This is a genomic window from Thermoactinomyces sp. CICC 23799 (assembly GCF_016055145.1).
GTDB classification, from domain to species: Bacteria; Bacillota; Bacilli; order Thermoactinomycetales; family Thermoactinomycetaceae; genus Thermoactinomyces; species Thermoactinomyces intermedius.
On sequence record NZ_JAECVV010000001.1, the window covers coordinates 333,701 to 351,067 of the forward strand.

General features: G+C 42.1%; 22 protein-coding genes. 20 read left to right on the plus strand and 2 right to left on the minus strand.

Annotated elements, in window-relative coordinates:
- The first annotated feature begins 2 nt into the window (after positions 1-2).
- Positions 3-233, plus strand: a complete 231-nt coding sequence (locus I8U21_RS01800) for a hypothetical protein (RefSeq protein WP_198053114.1) — start codon at positions 3-5, stop codon at positions 231-233.
- A 147-nt stretch (positions 234-380) separates the two neighbouring features.
- A complete protein-coding gene (locus tag I8U21_RS01805; RefSeq protein ID WP_198053115.1) occupies positions 381-923 on the plus strand; it encodes an AAA family ATPase in 543 nt (180 codons plus the stop codon).
- A gap of 43 nt (positions 924-966) precedes the next feature.
- Here I8U21_RS01805 and I8U21_RS01810 read toward each other — a convergent pair whose 3' ends face one another.
- Positions 967-1,359 (minus strand): hypothetical protein, encoded by a 393-nt coding sequence (locus I8U21_RS01810; protein ID WP_181729182.1) that lies wholly within the window; start codon positions 1,357-1,359, stop codon positions 967-969.
- Positions 1,360-1,459: 100 nt separating this feature from the next.
- Between I8U21_RS01810 and I8U21_RS01815 the strand changes: the two genes are divergently transcribed.
- The 10 genes from I8U21_RS01815 to I8U21_RS15230 all read left to right on the plus strand — a co-directional run bounded on the left by I8U21_RS01815 (position 1,460) and on the right by I8U21_RS15230 (position 8,384).
- Positions 1,460-1,630, plus strand: coding sequence for a hypothetical protein (locus I8U21_RS01815; RefSeq protein WP_181729181.1), 171 nt, complete (start codon positions 1,460-1,462; stop codon positions 1,628-1,630).
- A complete protein-coding gene (locus tag I8U21_RS01820; RefSeq protein ID WP_198053116.1) occupies positions 1,630-2,124 on the plus strand; it encodes a 3'-5' exonuclease in 495 nt (164 codons plus the stop codon). Before I8U21_RS01815 ends, I8U21_RS01820 begins: the two co-directional genes overlap by 1 nt.
- A 262-nt stretch (positions 2,125-2,386) precedes the next feature.
- Positions 2,387-3,478, plus strand: coding sequence for a hypothetical protein (locus I8U21_RS01825; RefSeq protein ID WP_198053117.1), 1,092 nt, complete (start codon positions 2,387-2,389; stop codon positions 3,476-3,478).
- 245 nt (positions 3,479-3,723) lie between these two features.
- Positions 3,724-4,476 carry a hypothetical protein gene (locus tag I8U21_RS01830; RefSeq protein ID WP_198053118.1) on the plus strand — a complete coding sequence of 251 codons (753 nt, stop codon included), beginning with the start codon at positions 3,724-3,726 and terminating at the stop codon, positions 4,474-4,476.
- A gap of 179 nt (positions 4,477-4,655) precedes the next feature.
- Complete coding sequence (locus I8U21_RS01835; RefSeq protein WP_198053119.1) at positions 4,656-5,030, plus strand: hypothetical protein; 375 nt, start codon at positions 4,656-4,658, stop codon at positions 5,028-5,030.
- Between the two features lie 46 nt (positions 5,031-5,076).
- Positions 5,077-5,559, plus strand: a complete 483-nt coding sequence (locus I8U21_RS01840; RefSeq protein WP_198053120.1) for a hypothetical protein — start codon at positions 5,077-5,079, stop codon at positions 5,557-5,559.
- 565 nt (positions 5,560-6,124) lie between these two features.
- A complete protein-coding gene (locus tag I8U21_RS01845; RefSeq protein WP_181729173.1) occupies positions 6,125-6,523 on the plus strand; it encodes a phBC6A51 family helix-turn-helix protein in 399 nt (132 codons plus the stop codon).
- A gap of 283 nt (positions 6,524-6,806) precedes the next feature.
- Positions 6,807-7,103, plus strand: a complete 297-nt coding sequence (locus I8U21_RS01850; protein ID WP_198053121.1) for a hypothetical protein — start codon at positions 6,807-6,809, stop codon at positions 7,101-7,103.
- 197 nt (positions 7,104-7,300) lie between these two features.
- Complete coding sequence (locus tag I8U21_RS01855; RefSeq protein ID WP_198053122.1) at positions 7,301-7,612, plus strand: hypothetical protein; 312 nt, start codon at positions 7,301-7,303, stop codon at positions 7,610-7,612.
- Between the two features lie 172 nt (positions 7,613-7,784).
- Positions 7,785-8,384 (plus strand): recombinase family protein, encoded by a 600-nt coding sequence (locus I8U21_RS15230; RefSeq protein WP_198053123.1) that lies wholly within the window; start codon positions 7,785-7,787, stop codon positions 8,382-8,384.
- Here the strand turns inward: I8U21_RS15230 and I8U21_RS01865 are convergent.
- Entirely contained in the window at positions 8,381-9,253 is an 873-nt protein-coding gene (locus I8U21_RS01865) for a hypothetical protein (protein WP_198053124.1), read from the minus strand. The genes I8U21_RS15230 and I8U21_RS01865 overlap by 4 nt on opposite strands.
- A gap of 347 nt (positions 9,254-9,600) precedes the next feature.
- Here I8U21_RS01865 and I8U21_RS01870 point away from each other — a divergent pair, with 347 nt between their 5' ends.
- From I8U21_RS01870 to I8U21_RS01905, 8 genes are all read left to right on the plus strand, one after another.
- On the plus strand, positions 9,601-9,774 hold the full coding sequence (locus I8U21_RS01870) for a helix-turn-helix domain-containing protein (RefSeq protein ID WP_198053125.1): 174 nt from the start codon (positions 9,601-9,603) through the stop codon (positions 9,772-9,774).
- A 240-nt stretch (positions 9,775-10,014) separates the two neighbouring features.
- A complete protein-coding gene (locus I8U21_RS15105; protein ID WP_198053126.1) occupies positions 10,015-10,623 on the plus strand; it encodes a DUF4352 domain-containing protein in 609 nt (202 codons plus the stop codon).
- Between the two features lie 143 nt (positions 10,624-10,766).
- The gene (terL, locus tag I8U21_RS01880) at positions 10,767-12,524 is read left to right on the plus strand and encodes a phage terminase large subunit (protein ID WP_232337430.1); all 1,758 of its coding nucleotides are present in this window, start codon (positions 10,767-10,769) and stop codon (positions 12,522-12,524) included.
- Positions 12,525-12,537: 13 nt separating this feature from the next.
- Positions 12,538-14,127, plus strand: coding sequence for a phage portal protein (locus I8U21_RS01885; RefSeq protein WP_232337431.1), 1,590 nt, complete (start codon positions 12,538-12,540; stop codon positions 14,125-14,127).
- Complete coding sequence (locus I8U21_RS01890; RefSeq protein WP_198053127.1) at positions 14,127-15,011, plus strand: phage minor capsid protein; 885 nt, start codon at positions 14,127-14,129, stop codon at positions 15,009-15,011. Before I8U21_RS01885 ends, I8U21_RS01890 begins: the two co-directional genes overlap by 1 nt.
- A 12-nt stretch (positions 15,012-15,023) precedes the next feature.
- Positions 15,024-15,533: a hypothetical protein gene (locus I8U21_RS01895; protein WP_198053128.1), complete on the plus strand. Its 510-nt coding sequence runs from the start codon at positions 15,024-15,026 to the stop codon at positions 15,531-15,533.
- An 89-nt stretch (positions 15,534-15,622) separates the two neighbouring features.
- Positions 15,623-16,234, plus strand: a complete 612-nt coding sequence (locus I8U21_RS01900) for a phage scaffolding protein (protein WP_198053129.1) — start codon at positions 15,623-15,625, stop codon at positions 16,232-16,234.
- Positions 16,235-16,281: 47 nt separating this feature from the next.
- Positions 16,282-17,367 (plus strand): SU10 major capsid protein, encoded by a 1,086-nt coding sequence (locus I8U21_RS01905; protein WP_198053130.1) that lies wholly within the window; start codon positions 16,282-16,284, stop codon positions 17,365-17,367.

Genomic DNA, 17,367 nt, shown 5'->3' on the forward strand with positions numbered 1-17,367 from the left:
TTATGTGCCTGCGATTAAAACGCCTTCAATGGTTCTTATGTGAGCATGGGATGGATGAGGAAACAGCAGAAAAAGTTTATCTCGCCTTAGATGAACTACCGGACAAAGTGTTGGAAGCCCTTGACTGGGAGATTTGCGAAGAAATGCACTACAAGGGTTATGATATTTTCAAACTGGAAAAGACCAATAAACCTTCTGACTATCAAAAGCGGTTGTTTCAGAATGATTTTTGACAAGCTAAAAACAAAGTAGGAACAAGGCATGTACCACATTCGGTACGTGCCTTTTTTGTTCTTAGAAAAAATTTTTTTCGTGAATGTCCACTTAGGGTACTCACTCGCCCACTACGTTAGATGAAAAGAATTAAAGGAGGAGACTGCATGGAAATGAGAATCGCACTAACCGGAAAAGCTGGTGCTGGAAAAGATAGCATAGCTGATTTGCTGGTAGAAAATTGCGGATTTGAAAGACTAGCGTTTGCAGATGCACTGAAGGAGTTTGACCGTCAGATTTTCGGAGAGAGCAAGGTCAAAAATCGCCGGAGACTTCAAGAACTCGGTCAATTATGCCGCAAATTTGATGAGGAGGTTTGGATTAAGCACCTTGATAAGAAGCTGGAACAAGCGGGAGAAAAAGTGGTTATTACAGACCTTCGACAGATGAATGAGTATGAGTTTTGTAAGCGAAAAGGATTCGTCATCGTCAAAGTGCATGCGGACGATGACGTGAGACTGGAACGGCTAAAAGCTAGAGGCGACAACTTCCAACCTGAGGATTTACGTCACGAGACCGAGTTGGCGGTGGACGATATACCATATGACCAACTCATCGACAATAACGGAGATTATGAAGCGTTAGTTGTGCAAGTAATGATGCTTATTAATTCTTACGCAAACAAATTAAACCCTTGGAGACTTCCTTGACTTAAGTATAGTAAAAAAGACATCCAACAACTCGGATGTCTTCTTACCCTTTAATGTTTTCCAAGTCAGGAGCGGCAAAGCCTCTTTCTTGGAAGCAATACCAATCGCCATCTTTCCCGACATATTCATAATGGATGGGAGCGTTAGAAATATCGATTTTGAATCGGTCAATGAATTTCCGTGCACTGATGAAGCGGAACTTCCCAAAGGTTATCGGATTCTTGCCGGGAATCTTAACAATTTCAGGCTTAGCAAAACAAATCCGATGGTTAACACTGTCATAACCAAGATAAACCTTGAAAGGTGCGACAGTATCTTTGATTCCGAAGAACTCCTGAGCCTGTTTGCTCAAGTACAAACGGCGGGAAGAATCGAGTGTTACGATAATGTCTGACGTTTTTCTAATATCATCATCGGAATAAACTTCAATTGGCATAAGATTTCCTCCTAATTAAATTTTCTAAATCGACGTCAGCGACTATATTAACTATTTTCGATTTGAATGTCAAGATAAACATTTAAAGGAGATGATTATTGTGAAAATTACAAGCAGAAAAATCTTCACTTTTGAGTTGTCCGAACAGGAAGTGCAAGCACTAATTAACGACCTAGGTAATGTTCCATATGAAATTTTAGTCGATACAGAGATTTTGTTTGACCTCCTTGGAAAGCTTCTTGCTGAAAAAGTCGAAAGGAGTGATGTTTAATGATTAAGAAACCCTTTGTTGTGTTGGATTTGGAGACTACAGGGCTTAACCCGGTTAAAGACCAAATTATCGAAATCGGAGCAGTTAAGTTTGACCCGAACAGCTATGAGGTTTTAGGCGAATATCATACACTCGTAAAACTAAATGAGGGTGATTTGCCGGCTAACATTTCAATGCTGACGGGAATCAGGCGTGAAGATTTGGAAGGTGGAAAGTCAGAGGAAGAGGCGGTAAAAGAATTAGTTGACTTTGTAGGCAACTCCATTATTTTAGGACATCACTTACCATTTGACTTAAGTTTCATTGCTCGTTACCACGAGTTAGAAAATGACTTTATTGACACCAAGTCAATGGCATACATGGTAAATCCAAACGTAAGCACGAGTTTAAAGGCTTTATGCAAACGCTACGAAATTAATAATAAAGCTCCTCACCGTGCCTTGAATGATGCGCGGGCTACATGGCTTGTTTTCCATGAGCTTTTTTTTTGTTGAATAGGGAAGAGTCGGAAATTTGGACTGAGGATAATTTGCAAAAAGTGCTAAATACTCTTGTGATTGGAGAGCGGGGCTTGAGATATGTTCCTTACTCGACGGAAGTAATTTATAAGAAAGTTGCACATTTAATTCCATTCTCAAATTTGGCGTAGGGGATAAACCTACGCCTATTGACTTTGTTAGCATTATTAGCTATAAAGGGGACCTGATAGATAATGACGATTTAGGAGAGAAAATTTAAGCTGGAGGTTATAGAAAAGTGAGAGTATTTTTAATGCTAATGAATATCTTGCTTGGTGGGTTTGTGTTTGTCCTCATGCTGATTCTGTCGTATAGCCACACGGCGGATTTTTTCGCAAGAGGTGGGTACACAGGCACATATGCACATCTAGGTGCTGTCGGTTGTGAAACGCTATTCTTCTTGTCCAACATGAACATTATCATCTGTGCTTTGACTGGCAGAAAAGTTCCTATTCCAATTCGGATTGCGTCTGTAATTAGCGCACTCGTTATTGGTTACTCCAACGTCTCGTCTGGGTTTCCTAACGGAGGCGAGGCAATAGCAATTGGTGTGCTAATTTTTGTAATTGGGTTTGTTGCGGAACTGGTTGTCAGTGCCGCTATCATTTCGGGCAATCGAATTAGAAAATCATCCTCCAATTCCAATAGCTTAGGAGGAGAAGAAAGAGGAGAAGGTGAGGAGCAAAGAGGAGACGTAAGCGGAGGAGAAGGAGGAGTAACGAGGGAGGAGAGTGTGAGAGGAGTAGAGGAGGATGCATTAGGAGAGGTTCGGGCACAGGAGTTTTTAGAGGAGAAAGAGGAACAGGAGGATGTCAAAGAGGAGGGGGAGTCGCTCCTGAAAGTAGCAGGAGGAGTAGGTGTAGGTGGACACTCCTCAATTGTTACTCCTGTTGGTAAACATACTGGCGCTACCGCTTCAGTAACCAAATCTCCGGGAGAGCAAGGTAAGGCAACGACGGGAAGCAACATAGTTACTGCAACCACTGAGGATAGAGTACAGGAGAGCGAGGAGCAGGAGAAAACCGAGGAGAGAAAATCAGGAGAGGAGCACAAAACCTCCTCGAAACCTTCAGGAGCAAATCGCAAAGGAGGAGGTTCCGGGAGGAGAAATGTAGGAGGAGCTTCTCCTGATGAAATCCGGGAGGGAGTGAAAAAGATTCAACCTGATTCTCCTGAGGAGGAGAAAATTTTGCAGGAGGTAGAGAAGCGAGGAGAGTTAATTTCAAGACCCGATATTATGGAGTTGTTAGGAGTATCGGAGTGGAACGCTCGCAAAATCAGAAGCAACATTAAAAAGAAATTTAATGCGGTAGGAATTAATGTTAAATAACACAAGGGGAGAGGCGAATGTCTTAATAGACAAAGTTTGAGTGATGCCAATTAATGGTCTATTCAAACAATTAGCCAGGGCAATTTTTCCTTGGCTATCTGAAATTTAATGTTGACTTTAATGACTTATTTAACTATAATGAAGACGTAAACAACGGAACAGCCCGATGGAGTGCACAATGACGGATTTGCTTTAGGATGTTTTGACGAAGTTGACTATAAAAACTACATAAGGAGATGATATTCATGCCGAAATGCGCTGGATGCGGACGTATCGTCAGAGCAGGACTTGAATTTGGTGGTAAGGATTACGGACCTGAGTGCTTTAAGAAATACGCAGTGCCGGAAATTGAGAAATTGTTGGCGAAGCGGTCAGAGGAAGAACGGAAGAGGGATGCAGAGCGGAAAAGAGCATGGCGTGAGCGGTGTTGGATTTTGGTGCAGGTTTTGAAGAAGAAGGATTTGCGACGGATTCGGAATCGGTTTAAGCTCCGTGTGATACCGGAACTTATTGAGCAGTTCGAGACGAAGGGGTGGTTGAGTAAAAAGCAATGTCTAATGGTTCATGAGTGGCTTAATGACAAGGACATGTTGTTGATGACCGATATTGAGCGAGCATTGGGTTATTATGACGGCGATGATATTGGGTACTATAGGGAGGTTGTCGCATACGCAAAGGGGAAACGCAAGAAGGAGGCACAAGAAATCCTTGAACGACTTGAGCGGGAGAGATTAGAGCGGGAGTTTTTCCCTGAATGGCGTGAGAAATGTAAACAGCGTTTGCAGGAATTGGTGGAAGTATTGGAGAGTGGGGAAAAGGATAACTTAAGCTATGTGAAAGAGCTTGGTTCTTTTCGGGAACGGCTCGTAAATTGGGCGAAGTGGAGAATTGAAAACATCGAGACCATGGACGGGGTTGACGCCAGTGATGTCGAGCTGGATATTCGTTATCTTCAATGGCGTTCCTTGAAGAGATTCGTAGAAAAGGACGGATTCTGATTGGGTAGGAGCTTCAGCCTAAAAAGGCTGGGGCTTCTTTCTTAATGTAATCAGCAGAGCGGGAGGGAGCCTTAGATTGCTTGTTCCTGCTTTGCTTATTGCATTAAGAAGCATATTTATAGACTTTGGTTAGTTGTCTGACTATTCTGTTATATAACACATTTAGGAGAGTGATGTGTATGGAGAAAAAACGTCAACAAACAGAAAGACTGTTTTGCCCGAACTGCCAAGGTGTCCACAACTTAGGGGTAACTCGTGACAATAGCGGGGTAACAATTGGTTACTTCTGCCACATAACGAAGGAAATTATTAAACTCAATACCACCGTGTGGAACGGAATGGATTTTCGACCCGTCATCTCTATCTACCTTGAAAACATTGTGAATACCAAGCGCTTGCCTTACTTGGGGACTTTGAAGGTTTTCAAGTTGGCAAAGGAATTATCATATAAGTTCATGGATACGGACATTGCCAAAAAGTACGAACCCAACTACTTTTTCGTCCTTTACATCCTGCACGATGAGTTATTGAAGATTTGGTCTAAATTTCAGTGATAAGGAGGCTTTGATAGATGCAACAAATCATGAGAGGTGAGAGCTTATGGAAAGAGGTAAGGAGGAATTCATTGAGCGGTTCGAGCAGAAAGACAAGACTGGTAATACCACATTTGTAAAGCTGGATAAGCGGCTATTAAACGCTTACCAATACCTGCCTAAGTTTGACAATGACGCCTTAAGTCTTTATTTGTATCTCATCGATAAATATAACGAGGATTACGGTTATGCATTTCCGGATACGTGGCAGATTCGGGTTGATTTGAATATGAAAGACCACCGCAGAAAGAAGGCAATTAAGGCACTGAAACAGTATGGTCTTGTCACGGTTAAGAAGAACCGAAGCACGGGAAACAACCAATATATTCCGCACAAGCCTTTAGAGTTGAGGGAATTTGTGGAGAAGTTCCCAGAGGCAGTGGAGGAGTTTTCTAAGGTTTTGAAAGACGCCGAGGATAAGGAGAGGAAGGATAAGCAACGGTTAAAGGAATACCAGGACAAAAAGCGGCAGGAAAGCAAGCAAGAATAAGCGGTTTTTGGTGGTCAGTTTTTGCTACGGTTGATTTTCAACTTTGCTACGGTTGAATTTCAACTTTGCTACGGTTGATTTTCAACCGTTAACAAGACTTACACATAAAGACTTACACATAAAGACTTACATTTACGTACCCTTTTCGCTAACGCTCAAGGGTACCCGTGGCTTTGCCACGGAAATATTTTTAGATAGAAAAACCTTTTAAAAGAAATAGCACGGATAAGGTAGTAGAAAGTTAGGTTTAGGATTTGGTGCTTATTTCTCTTGTCGTGCTTCTATCTCATTTAAATGAAATATAAGTCGGAGGGCTGGCACGCCCGCCGCCCGCACGCACACAACCCCGGCGCAAGCTCAACCGGGCTTTTAGTCGTGCATGAAAGGAGGTGATGCGTGGAATAGGTTGGTTTGTTGTGACTAAGTTGGATGAGTTGGTTTTGTTAAATTTGTTTTCGAGACCTATTATACTTGGGAGCAATTTTGAACGCTCAGAGACCCTTTTAATTCGCTCCCAGGGGTATCTCTGAAGCAAAAATTTAAACAGTCAAGGAGGATGATGTTTATGGCAGGAAATAGACCGAAATTTTTGGACGAAAGACATTATAAAGCAATTGAGATGTTGGTTGCTGGTGAGTATACGATGCAAGAGATTGCTGATGAGGTGGGCATTTCCCGGCGTCAGTTGTATAACTGGATGAATTGGGATTTGTTCAGTAATACTTTGAATAAGATGATTGTCAATAGTAGTAAGAATCGACTAACCGAGGTATTGAATGCAATGGTGGATGCGGCAGTGGAAGACAAATCAGCCGCCGCCGCTAAGTTGATTTTTGAAGCTCATGAGTTAATCGGTAAGAAGCCAGAAGTTAACGTGAATGTAAATAACGGTGGTGTTGACTATGATGCGATTAAAGAGAGTTTGCGGCAATTCAGGCAAGCAAAGCAAAAGAAAGATAAATAAGGGGATTTGTTGGGGGATTGGTTGGCTAAAACCGTCCCCCTTTTTCTCTGTGTGAAACTGGGTTAATTTTTGGTGCGTATAATAGTAAGTATTTTTGAGCCATCGTTTCCAAACGTTTCTCACGTGTGAAATTTATCATCAAAAATATCTGGTGACCCCGGAAAATACGCGACCCCTTCAAAAATTTTTCGGACAATTTCGTCTTTGATTTATATGTTGACTATAATGGCTATGTTAACTATAATAGTAAATGTAAACAACAAGTTCACAGGAGGAATGAACCTTGAAAAATCTAAATATCCAAGAAGTTCGCCGTCTTGGTCGGGATTATATCCGCGCCGTTCGTGCTTACTATGACTATTCTTTCGAACATAGCTATGACAACTATGCAGACGTTTTGCTGGACGAGATGCTGGAGAAAGAGGATATCTTTATTGAATCTGCACTAGAATTCTTCCGCGAGAGTATGCCAGAAGACACGTATCAAACGCTCAAACGCTATTGGAAATCTACTGAGTTATCTCTGCAAGACAGGTTAATCGATACGCTTTTACGTATGGCAAAAGTCCCCGTCTCTTAAGGCGGGGCTTCTTTCTACTCGTCGCCTCAGGCATTGGATAAATCAACTGAAAGGATTTGATACTTATGGTTAAATGCCCCTTGTGTGGTAGTCGTGTCAGCGTTGACGAGGTTAGAGTTACTGAAGATATTAACTGTATCGCCTTCCAATGCACGAATGCGGAATGCCAAATCTACCTCGTGAAAGATGAACATGTGATGTCGGAGATGGAAAAGGCGTGGTTCAAGGACGTTGACGAGAGAGTTCAGCACCGGACTTTTACAGAGCGCATGGTTGAAAAGAAGTTGAACAAGGGAGAATACGTGCCGGGAGCAGTTGTGAAGATGTTTCATTATACCTTGTGGTTGCGGAAACTGTGGAATACTACAAAGCTTAGATTTGACCGGACTACCTGCATTCAAGATTACCGAGAGCTAGGTAAGGCGATTGTTGAGGAGATGGAAGGGGCAAAACAGAAGATGCTTGACGGGCTTTGTGAGGCAGATAGACAACACAGCAAAACTAACTAACACGACTCCGTTTAAGGAGTCTTTTTTTATGCCTCTTTCGTGTGGCTGTCGTAACTGTCTATGTCTCTAAACTGTCATTTGGTCCTACCCACTTGACAGTAATTTTGACAGTAGGTAAAATGAGGGTTGAAAGACTGTCATATACATCTGTCAAAAATGGGAGGGCAAAATTGTGATTTACGGATATGCACGGGTATCAACCAGAGACCAAAAGCTCAAACAACAAGTGGAACAACTTAAAAAGTATGGTTGCGAGAAGATTTTTCATGAGAAGGTGTCCGGCTTAAGTGTTGACAACCGGAAGGAATTCCGGAAGTTACTTAGCACGGTTCAGGCAGGAGATAAAATTGTGGTGTGCAAGCTGGATAGGTTCGCAAGAAGTTTAAGGGATGCTTTAAATGTCATGGAGGAGTTGCGAGAGAAAGGCGTTGGTCTTGTTATACTTAACATGGTTGGCGGGGAGTTGGACACGTCAACACCGAATGGAAAGCTGATGTTTAATATACTGGCAAGCGTGGCAGAATTCGAGGTAGACCTAATGAAAGAAAGACAGCGGGAGGGTATCGAACAGGCTAAGAAACGGGGAGTTTACAAAGGCAGACCGAAGAAGTATACAAACGAACATGCAGGATTACAACACGCACTGGAACTATACAAGAACCGAGATAACAATAAGTTGACAATCAGAGAGATTAGTCAAATCACTAATATTAGCGAATCGACTATTTATCGGGCAGTTAGGAAGATGAAAAGAGAAGAAGCGAATTGTTAAGGCAGGTAATAAAACCTGTCTTTTTTTATTGTCTTGTTGCGATTAAGGCAAAGGCAAGACAAAGGCAAAACCGAAACGCAAGACAAACGCAAAGACAAGCCAAGACAAAACGCTATCCCCCCAAGGCGGGGGTTAGTGGGGGCTGGGGCTGGCTGAAAATAAATCCGCGTATCAAAAATAAGTTTTGGAAAATGTACCCCAACCGCAAAGGAGTGTGGCAAGCAAGTTAGGCATTTGTTGGGATGTTGTTGTCCTTGTCTTTGAGTTTCAAGGCTTAGTAGATGATGTAGTAAGTCATTGGGCATGACTCGATTATAAATGAGTATAAGTTTTTCAACTTCTTTGCTTGCGAACTCCCTAAACAGGTAGTTGTAGCTTCGGGTGCCTGAATTTCCGGCGAATAATTCCCACTTGATATTTTGTTCATCAAAATTTTCAACAAAATAATCAGAAATATCCTTAGTTGTTGAATCCTTGAAGAGACTCATATATCTTCTGTCTAGCTCAGGCAAAAGATAACTTAAATTTTCTCTAAGGTAATGTTTATATGCTGATTTTTCCTTCTCCCTCTCTTCCCGCTTTCGGTCATTACTTAAAGTGTGTTCGATAATAAGATACACTAAGCCGATGTCAATACACATTCCTACAATTTCAGAACGCATTTCAGTAATAAATTCCTTGAAATTTGAAAACAAAGTAAACGCCAAAAAGAATCCAAAAATGTATATAGAACCCGTGAATTCAGTGGTCGTTAAGTCCTTAATATCTTTCCGCAGAAGAATCACTATTACAAAACCTAGTCCTAACACAGCTATATACGCATAAAGACGCCACCAAGCATCAGGCACGTTTAAATAATCCAACAGCATTTTTATTCCTCCAATCTGAAAAATTGTTCCAATTAAAACTTAAAGCACAATGAACTGAAAATTTCAACTAAAATTTTTCCGTAGACTTTGTTGACAAGAATGAATTCAGTTGCTATATAATGGACCTCGACGATAATAAACCCGTTAGCTTTCGCTGTTAAAGTTAACTTTATTGCTGATATTTTTGGATTCACAAATAGTTCAAAAATTTTTTTATGTCGTAAAGGTAGCAAAAGATATGTAGAGGTACAAGGAGATATGGATATGTACAAATGGTTATATTTGACAGCCAGTATGAATACTAGGTATTATCAAGATGGCTTCCGTGCGAAAGGGTGTAGGGAGGGATGAAAGAGCTAAATAAATTGTTGACACCGAAAGAAGTCGCTGAACTTCTTCAAGTGTCCGAGGTGACCGTCAAAAAGTGGTTAAGAGCAGGCAGGCTCAGAGGCTTTAAGGTAAACCGCTTATGGCGTGTTAGTGCAGAAGATTTAGAAGATTTTATCAAGTCTTCCTCTTAGTTCTGGTTTCCGGCGCTGTATTGATTGTTTTTGTGGTTGTTCAGGCTTTAGGTTTGGCTTGGTTTGGTTAGTCGTTGAGGTTAGGCGAAGTTGGGTTTTTGTTGGTAAGTCGTGTTGTTGAGGTTAACAGGTTCTTTATTTTGTGACGCATCTAACCACCAATCATTCTCCTAAACGGTTCTATGAAAGGGGAGAACATTCTCCCCGTTCTTTTTGTGTGCAATAAAGGGGGTTAGCGTTGTGAAGAAGTTTTTTGTCAACCCGGAAACGGGCAAATTACGCAAGTTCAGAACTTTCTTAGTGATTGTCGTGGGACTCTTTATTCTGGGTGCCATCTTTGGGGATGGGGATAGCCCAGAGGCAACGTCAGGGAATGCTAACAACTCAACCCAACAAAATGCAGAAGTGAAGAAGGAGGACAAAGTTGCTAAAATTGGAGAGAAGGCAACCGCTGGTAAGTTGGCATACACGATTACTAAAGTGCAAGAAAAAGACGTACTCAGCAATGCTTTGGGGAGCAAAAAGCCAGGTTCTGGTAAATACTTAATCATAGATGTTACGATTGAGAATCTAGACAATGAAGGACGGTCAGTTTCTGAGGGGATGACATGGCTTGAGGATAAAGAGGGAAATAAATATGAACTAGACAGTTCTGCGTTCATGTACTTAGACCAAGCAAATGCAAGTTCCAATTCCTCTTTATTTGACAAAATTAATCCAAAGGGGAAAAAGGAATTTAAATATGTCTTTGACGTGGCAGGTAGTAAGGAGGATTATGTTTTTGTAGGAACTGGCGGATTTGATTTGCTGGATAATGGTGAGGTTAGGATTGAACTAAAAGAACAGTGAAAGAATCTCCCGGTTTGGGAGATTTTTTATTTTTCTCTACTGGATGTCTAATCAGCTTATAAACAATCCCCTTATGCTTTAGTGAAAAGAGTTAGTTAAGGAAAAGAATGTCTAAATATTCTGAAAAAGGGAGGTGCTGGTATATGGCATGGATTAAATCTGAAAAGCGTTGGGTAGACCGGGAAGAGCGACAAGAAATGATTAATACTCTGGAAGAATACCTTGAATTGGTTGACATCGACAATGCCACGCCTGAAGAACTGGAAGAAGTGGCGAAAATGATGGACGAACTTGCAAGGTTGAAGCGAGTACATAGGGCAGAGGTTGACCTATTATATTTCTCTTGGGAGTACTTTTCCGAGAAAGGAAACCCGGGAAACCCCGGTAACTGGGAAGGGTTTGACCTAGAATGCCCTGAAGATGCGGCAGATTTTCATAAAGAAATATGTCACGACATGGACGAGGTAAGCAACAAAAGGAAAAATGCTAAGATTGTTCGTGCCGCTCCTCGTGGTCATGCTAAATCAACGTACCTTTCAAAAGCTTTCCCGATTCGGGAGGTTTGCTTTAGAAAAAGAAAATTCATCATTGCAATATCCATCACCCCAGACATTGCGATGAAAAATATTGAGTGGATTTCACTTCAACTAAAGCACAATAAAAAACTTAGGGAAGACTTTGGGCCGCTTCTGAATCCAAAGAAGCAAGAAAACCCCCGAGATAATAGTGAATCATTCATTGCTTGGCACGAGGGCAAGGACGGAGAACAGAAACTTTTAACTCTCGTTGAAGCGTCTTCCACTGGTAAGGCTTTGCGGGGTAAGAACTGGAACGGTTCTCGTCCGGATTTAATCGTATGTGACGACTTGGAAGACCTTAAGGAAAATGCCGGAACACAGGAACAGCGGGAAAAGTTAAAGGATTGGTTTAACTCGGTTGTGCTCCCTCTTGGAGACCCTAAAGGAAAACGAACTGCTATTGTTTTGATGGGTACAACCGTTCACCATGACTGCCTTTTGATGGATTTGCTTTATCGTCGAGGTGATTTTGAACCGAAAGTATATAGGTCAATTATTAAAGAGCCGGAAAGGTTGGATTTGTGGGAACACTGCAGAAAGATTTACCAAGACCACGAAAACCCGAACCGTTTAAATGACGCTAAGGAATTTTACAAAAAGCACAAAGAAGAAATGGATAAAGGAGCAATTCTTCTTTGGCCAGAGTCAAAGGATTTATGGACGCTGTATCAGATTAAATGGGATTTAGGAACAAAGGCATTTAACACAGAGTACCAAAACAATCCTATAGACGAAGATTCGATGATATTCAACCTCAAGAGCTTCACCTATTGGGACAATAAAGACCCCGGGAAGACGTTTAAGCATAGTCAGTATCACATCGGATTTGGTATTGACTTTGCAATGGGGAAAGAGCGAGGGGACTTTTCGGCAATCTCGGTTGTCGCTCGAAATAAAGAAACAGGTGTTATCTATGTTGTTGACTCTTATGTGGAGAGGATTCACCCGGATAAGTTCTTAGACGTGATTGTTGAAAGAGTGCTTAAATGGCAACCGGACGTTATCGCTGTTGAAGCCCAACACGCACAAGAATTCTTTTCTTTCCACTTGAAACAAAAGTTGCAGGCTGTTGGATATCCTGCACATACCCGAGTAAAAGAGGTTAAGCAGAAGGCAAGGAAGGAGCTTCGGATTGAGGCTTTGTTGCCTGATATTCAATCAGGAAAAATCCAATTTAACACAAGACATCATCGACTTTTAGAACAATTCGAGTTGTACGGAACAAATTCTCATGATGATGCGCCGGACAGCTTGGAGATGGCAATTACGGCAGTAAGACAGAGCGTTCCTGTTGTGATTGAAGACAAACCATTCTGGATGTGAGGAGGTGAGGCGGATGCTTTTTGTTGATGATGAATCTAAATTTGAAATTCCCACATTAACCCATGAATTTAAAGAAGGCGGTATTTATCCGTCTGAGGATGAACGGGTTTTACGGAGACTTGCCAAATATAAGCGAGGAAAGCTTTTCTTCCAGGGAAATCAAGAAGAAATGTTTGAGCGGGCAAGCGAGGCTTTGAAAGGGACGAAACATGAGTCTTATTTGCGAACTCTTTATATCGCTTGTAACTTGCAGGATATTCTATTGACCAAGCCCGCAGACCTTATGTTTGGTGAACCTCCTATTTACGACATTAGTCAACCGGACGAAACGCCAACCAAGCAGGCTTTAAATGAGATTGTCAAAAGAAACCGCCTCAACAAACTAGGGCATGAACTTGTCATCTCCGGAGGATATAGGGGTGACTCTTGGATTAAGGTTCGTTACGGGTATCGGGATGATTTTTCAGAAGTCCCAAAGGAACTTTTACCGGAAGGGGTTTCGGCTGAAGAGTTTCTAGGGGCTGAGTTGGAACCAATCATTGAAAGCGTGCCTGCTGAGTTTGTTTTTCCTGAAGAATCGTCACGGGATAGGAATAGGTTCAAGGCAATCAATATTGCCTTTGTTGAATGGGTTTTAGAGGGCAAGGAAGAAGTTCCTTACCTGTTTGTCGAACGGCACGTGCCGGGTTTTATAACGTATTCGAGGTTTAGGATGACTCCCTTAGATGTCCAAAACATAGACAGTGTCCCAATTATGATGTATCGGATTCAAGAAAGGGTTCCTACGGGAATGGAACAAGACATTATACCAACCGGATTAAATTATATTCCGGTTTGGCACGTTCCGTATAAATCGGTTGACGATACGTGGGAAGGAATTTCTTTTATCGAAAAGGCGGAATCGATTATACAAGCCATCAATGACCGCCTAGTTCAGATTGATTATATCCTGTGGAAGCACGGTGACCCTCCAGCATATGGCCCACGGTTAACCGGAGAAAATGGGACTGTAAGCTGGGCTGGCAGATATATTCCACTAGAAAACGACCAACCCCAGCCCGGTTATATGCAATTTGACTCCCGGTTAGAGGGGCAATTTAAAGAGCTTGATTATCTGATTAACATCTTGTATCAGATGGCAGAGACACCGCAATGGTTGTTTGGTACTACCATTACGGAAAACTCCGGAGGAACAGGTACTTCTCACACTGACGGGGTGGCTATCCAATCAAGGTTTATGCCCATCCTGTCCAAAGTTAAACGAATCAGAGTTCATGTGGACTATGCGTTTAAGAATGCGATTAAAACAGCACTTGAATTAAAGGCACTTAACCAACCTGAGCTTGGGATTGAGCCCGAGGAACCAATTATTCACTGGAAAGACGGATTACCGAAAAACAAAAAAGAAGAAGCTGAAATCATGGCACTTCGAACCGGAGATAAACCGACGCTTGACGTCAAGTCCGCTATTAAACGCCTTGATGAAGTGGAGGACAAGGTGGCGGAAACGATAATAGAAGCCATCCAAGAAGACGAAGCAAGACTAATTCCTCAAGCAATGCCTTCCGTTCCGCTTGAAGAAGTTGAAGGCGGGGATGAATAATGACTTGGAATCCTCAGCCAGTTCCTAAACAGGAATATAACTATGAGGTTGAAGTCTTGGTTGCAGAGTATAAAAGAGCGGCGGAACGAATACGGGATTTACTCTTACGTGCTCCGCTAGATATGAAGTCGGTGGAACGTCAAAGGTTGCTACGAGAAATCACCGAAATATTGAGAGAGCTTGATGCATCCGCTGAGGCTTGGATTGAAAAGAACATTCCAAAAGCTTATCAAGAAGGAGCGGCGGGGACAATTATTACTCTCGGCGAAGCACCCACGCTAAAAAAGGCAATGGAGTTAGTTTCCACAAACAGACTTAACCGCCAATTCATTGAGGCGATGGTAGCTGACACTATGGAAGATTTGTTGCAAATGACCCATAACACAGAGCTTCAGGTAAAGAAGTTCATTCGTCAGATTGTCGGGGAACAATTGCGGCAGGGTGCAATTGAAGGGGAAAAAGGAAGTAAGCAAATTAAAGACATTAGCAAAGTTCTAAGGCGGCAGGCTGAAAAATCCGCTAACTTTGCGATTCGTGACCGTGCAAATAGGATTTGGTCAATTGAAGCTTATGTCCGCATGGTAACGAGAACAAAATTAATGCAGGCACATTTGGAAGGTGCAACTAACGAAGCGCTTTCCCGTGATGCTATGTATGCGACTATCTCCGCCCACGGGAGCAAACATGCTCCTTGTAGGCGTTGGGAAGGCAGGATAGTTAAGCTAACAGAGAGAGCACCCGGAAATTATCCAACATTAGCCGAGGCGAGAATGTCTGGTATATTCCATCCGGGCTGTCAGCATAGTATTCATCCGTTTAGAGACCCTTCAACACTTCCTCGACAACTTCAGGACTTGAACAAAACACCTATGACATTTGATTAAGGAGGTGATGTCATGGCAAATAAGCCGTTGCCAGTGGACTCTAACTATCGTTCTGCCAGTGCTTTTAATAAGTCAATGAGGTGGTTGGACCACACCTATACGGGAACTGTTGCCGCTGAAACCGGATTGGATTTGCAAATTCCGGCACCTGAAGGGTTTGTTTCGACAGTTGAGGGACTTCACGTTTACATCAAGCCAATTACTGGAGCTACAACGGGACAGCACGGTTTGGTTCTTTATTATGGAAAGGACCCAAAAAATTCGCATCTTGACTTGGTTCAAATTGCTGTTCCTCCGGATGAAGCAATTGAAATCAAGTGCGGGACAATTATTCGTCCATCTTTGGATAAAGTCAACTATGTCTATCCCTCCGATTTGGCTGCAATGAACATGCAAATGAAAAGTCTCCACTTTGGTGGGGAAGTTTTCTTTGGAATCTGGTATTACAATGAGAGTGATGGAACCCAAGACCAACCTATTACAAGGTTGTTGGTTATTCAAGATGAGCAAGTTATTAACTAATTCCTTGACCAACACGCAGTGAGGTCGTTAAAAGCTGCTGCGGAATTCGGCTACTTGCGCCGCAAAGCAAGGTTAAGGAGGAATGTACTATGGAACAAGAAAACAAACAACAAGAAGTGAAACAAACCCAACAGGGGGAACAACACGAAAAACCCATGTTTACTCAGTCTCAATTAAATTCAATCATTGGGGACAGGGTAAACCAAGTTAAAAATAAATATGAAGCAAAAATCCAAGAGCTAAATAAACAGCTTGAGGAAGTGATGAATGGCAATGACGAGCTGAAAAAGAAAGCAGAAGAGTATGACGCTTTGTCTGAGGAATTCGAAAAATTTAAAGCCAAATATCGTACTGAAAAGATTCAGTCTAAGTTCAAGGAAAAAGCCAAGGAGTACGACGTGGAATATGTTGATGCCGCTTTGAAATTGGTCAAAGATGAGCTTTTTCAGCTTAACATTGACGAAAATGGAGATGTTGATGGCATCGACGATTTAGTCAAAAACCTTGTAGAGCAAAACCCTTTCTTGGTGGTTCAGAAAAAACAGCAACCTAAAGTTTTAGGTGCACCTACTAACCCGTCCGGTAAGGCGGAAAAGACGAAAGAGCAACTTTTAAAAGAAGCTCATGATAGAGCTAAGCGAACCGGACGTCAGGAAGACATTATCAGATACTCACAGCTTAAGCGTGAGTTAAATAAATAAATAACCATTCTGACTAAATTAACTAAATTAACAAGGAGTTGGTTTTTATGGCACAACAAAATTCTCAATTGATTGTAGGTAAAAAGGAGTCCGTTGTTGATGAGATGCTTTTGCTTAGTCCGCACCAAATCCCACTTTTGTCCTTGGTAGGATTTGGCGAGCCCGTTTATAACACTCGTCATGAGTGGGTAGAGGACGAGATGTTTGCATATGAAACTAAATTGGTTTCTGACGCGGCAGAGGATGCAACTGGATTAGAAGTGGTTGATGGTTCTATTTTCCGTCCTCGCCATGTAATCCAAGTTGATGATGAGTATATGTTGGTTACTGGTGTTAACGGAAACACCGTAAACGTTACTCGCGGCTATCTGGGAAGCACCGCCACTGCCCACACTGCCAATGCTGTTGTGGAAGTTCTCTATAACGAGTCTGAGGAAGGTGCAGAAGCACGGGAAGCACGGGTAAAACAACGCAAACTGGTTGAAAACTATACCCAAATTTTTGACGAGACCATCGAAATTTCTGGTAGTGCAATGGAAGTTGCCCAATACGGCATTGATGACGAATATGAGCGACAACGGTTGCACAAACAATCTGAGTTGGCTTTGCAACTTGAGAAAGCTTTGATTGCTGGGCCTGGTGTTAACAACGGAATGAAACGTTATATGCGGGGTATTCGTAACTTCATTGTATCGAACATTGAAGATGCCAGCGGTCAGGGTGTCAGTGTAAACATGCTGAATGACGCTTTGCAAAAAATCTATGCCGCTGGAGGATTCAAAACTGTCTCTAACCACGTCATCATGACGCCTGCCGCACAAAAGCGTGCTATCGCTTCTATCGGGGAACAACTGGTACGTCACGGAGTCAATGACCGAGTTGAAGGACGTGTAGTTGATACCTTCATTTCTGACTTCGGTGAGTTCCCGATTATTTTAAACGACAACTTGAAATCGAATGAGATTATGATTGTTGACCTGAACCGTATTTCTGTTCGTCCCCTTGGTTCTCGTAGCTTTACGCATGAATATTTGGGTAAACAAGGAGACTTTATTAAAGGTCAAATCATTGGTGAGTATGTATTGCAATTTGAGCAAGAAAAAGCTCACGCTAAGCTCATTAACTTGAAGTAA

Excerpts from the sequence above, each read along its gene's own strand:
- I8U21_RS01870 (WP_198053125.1), top strand. The coding sequence starts at position 9,601 with ATGAAAGAGCTAAATAAATTGTTGACACCGAAAGAAGTCGCTGAACTT.
- I8U21_RS01855 (WP_198053122.1), top strand. The coding sequence starts at position 7,301 with ATGTCGGAGATGGAAAAGGCGTGGTTCAAGGACGTTGACGAGAGAGTT.
- I8U21_RS01895 (WP_198053128.1), top strand. The coding sequence starts at position 15,024 with ATGGCAAATAAGCCGTTGCCAGTGGACTCTAACTATCGTTCTGCCAGT.
- I8U21_RS01845 (WP_181729173.1), top strand. The coding sequence starts at position 6,125 with ATGGCAGGAAATAGACCGAAATTTTTGGACGAAAGACATTATAAAGCA.
- I8U21_RS01865 (WP_198053124.1), bottom strand. The coding sequence starts at position 9,253 with ATGCTGTTGGATTATTTAAACGTGCCTGATGCTTGGTGGCGTCTTTAT.
- I8U21_RS01840 (WP_198053120.1), top strand. The coding sequence starts at position 5,077 with ATGGAAAGAGGTAAGGAGGAATTCATTGAGCGGTTCGAGCAGAAAGAC.
- terL (WP_232337430.1), top strand. The coding sequence starts at position 10,767 with ATGGCATGGATTAAATCTGAAAAGCGTTGGGTAGACCGGGAAGAGCGA.
- I8U21_RS01885 (WP_232337431.1), top strand. The coding sequence starts at position 12,538 with ATGCTTTTTGTTGATGATGAATCTAAATTTGAAATTCCCACATTAACC.
- I8U21_RS01890 (WP_198053127.1), top strand. The coding sequence starts at position 14,127 with ATGACTTGGAATCCTCAGCCAGTTCCTAAACAGGAATATAACTATGAG.
- I8U21_RS01835 (WP_198053119.1), top strand. The coding sequence starts at position 4,656 with ATGGAGAAAAAACGTCAACAAACAGAAAGACTGTTTTGCCCGAACTGC.
- I8U21_RS01805 (WP_198053115.1), top strand. The coding sequence starts at position 381 with ATGGAAATGAGAATCGCACTAACCGGAAAAGCTGGTGCTGGAAAAGAT.
- I8U21_RS01830 (WP_198053118.1), top strand. The coding sequence starts at position 3,724 with ATGCCGAAATGCGCTGGATGCGGACGTATCGTCAGAGCAGGACTTGAA.
- I8U21_RS01820 (WP_198053116.1), top strand. The coding sequence starts at position 1,630 with ATGATTAAGAAACCCTTTGTTGTGTTGGATTTGGAGACTACAGGGCTT.
- I8U21_RS01810 (WP_181729182.1), bottom strand. The coding sequence starts at position 1,359 with ATGCCAATTGAAGTTTATTCCGATGATGATATTAGAAAAACGTCAGAC.
- I8U21_RS01800 (WP_198053114.1), top strand. The coding sequence starts at position 3 with ATGTGCCTGCGATTAAAACGCCTTCAATGGTTCTTATGTGAGCATGGG.
- I8U21_RS01900 (WP_198053129.1), top strand. The coding sequence starts at position 15,623 with ATGGAACAAGAAAACAAACAACAAGAAGTGAAACAAACCCAACAGGGG.
- I8U21_RS01905 (WP_198053130.1), top strand. The coding sequence starts at position 16,282 with ATGGCACAACAAAATTCTCAATTGATTGTAGGTAAAAAGGAGTCCGTT.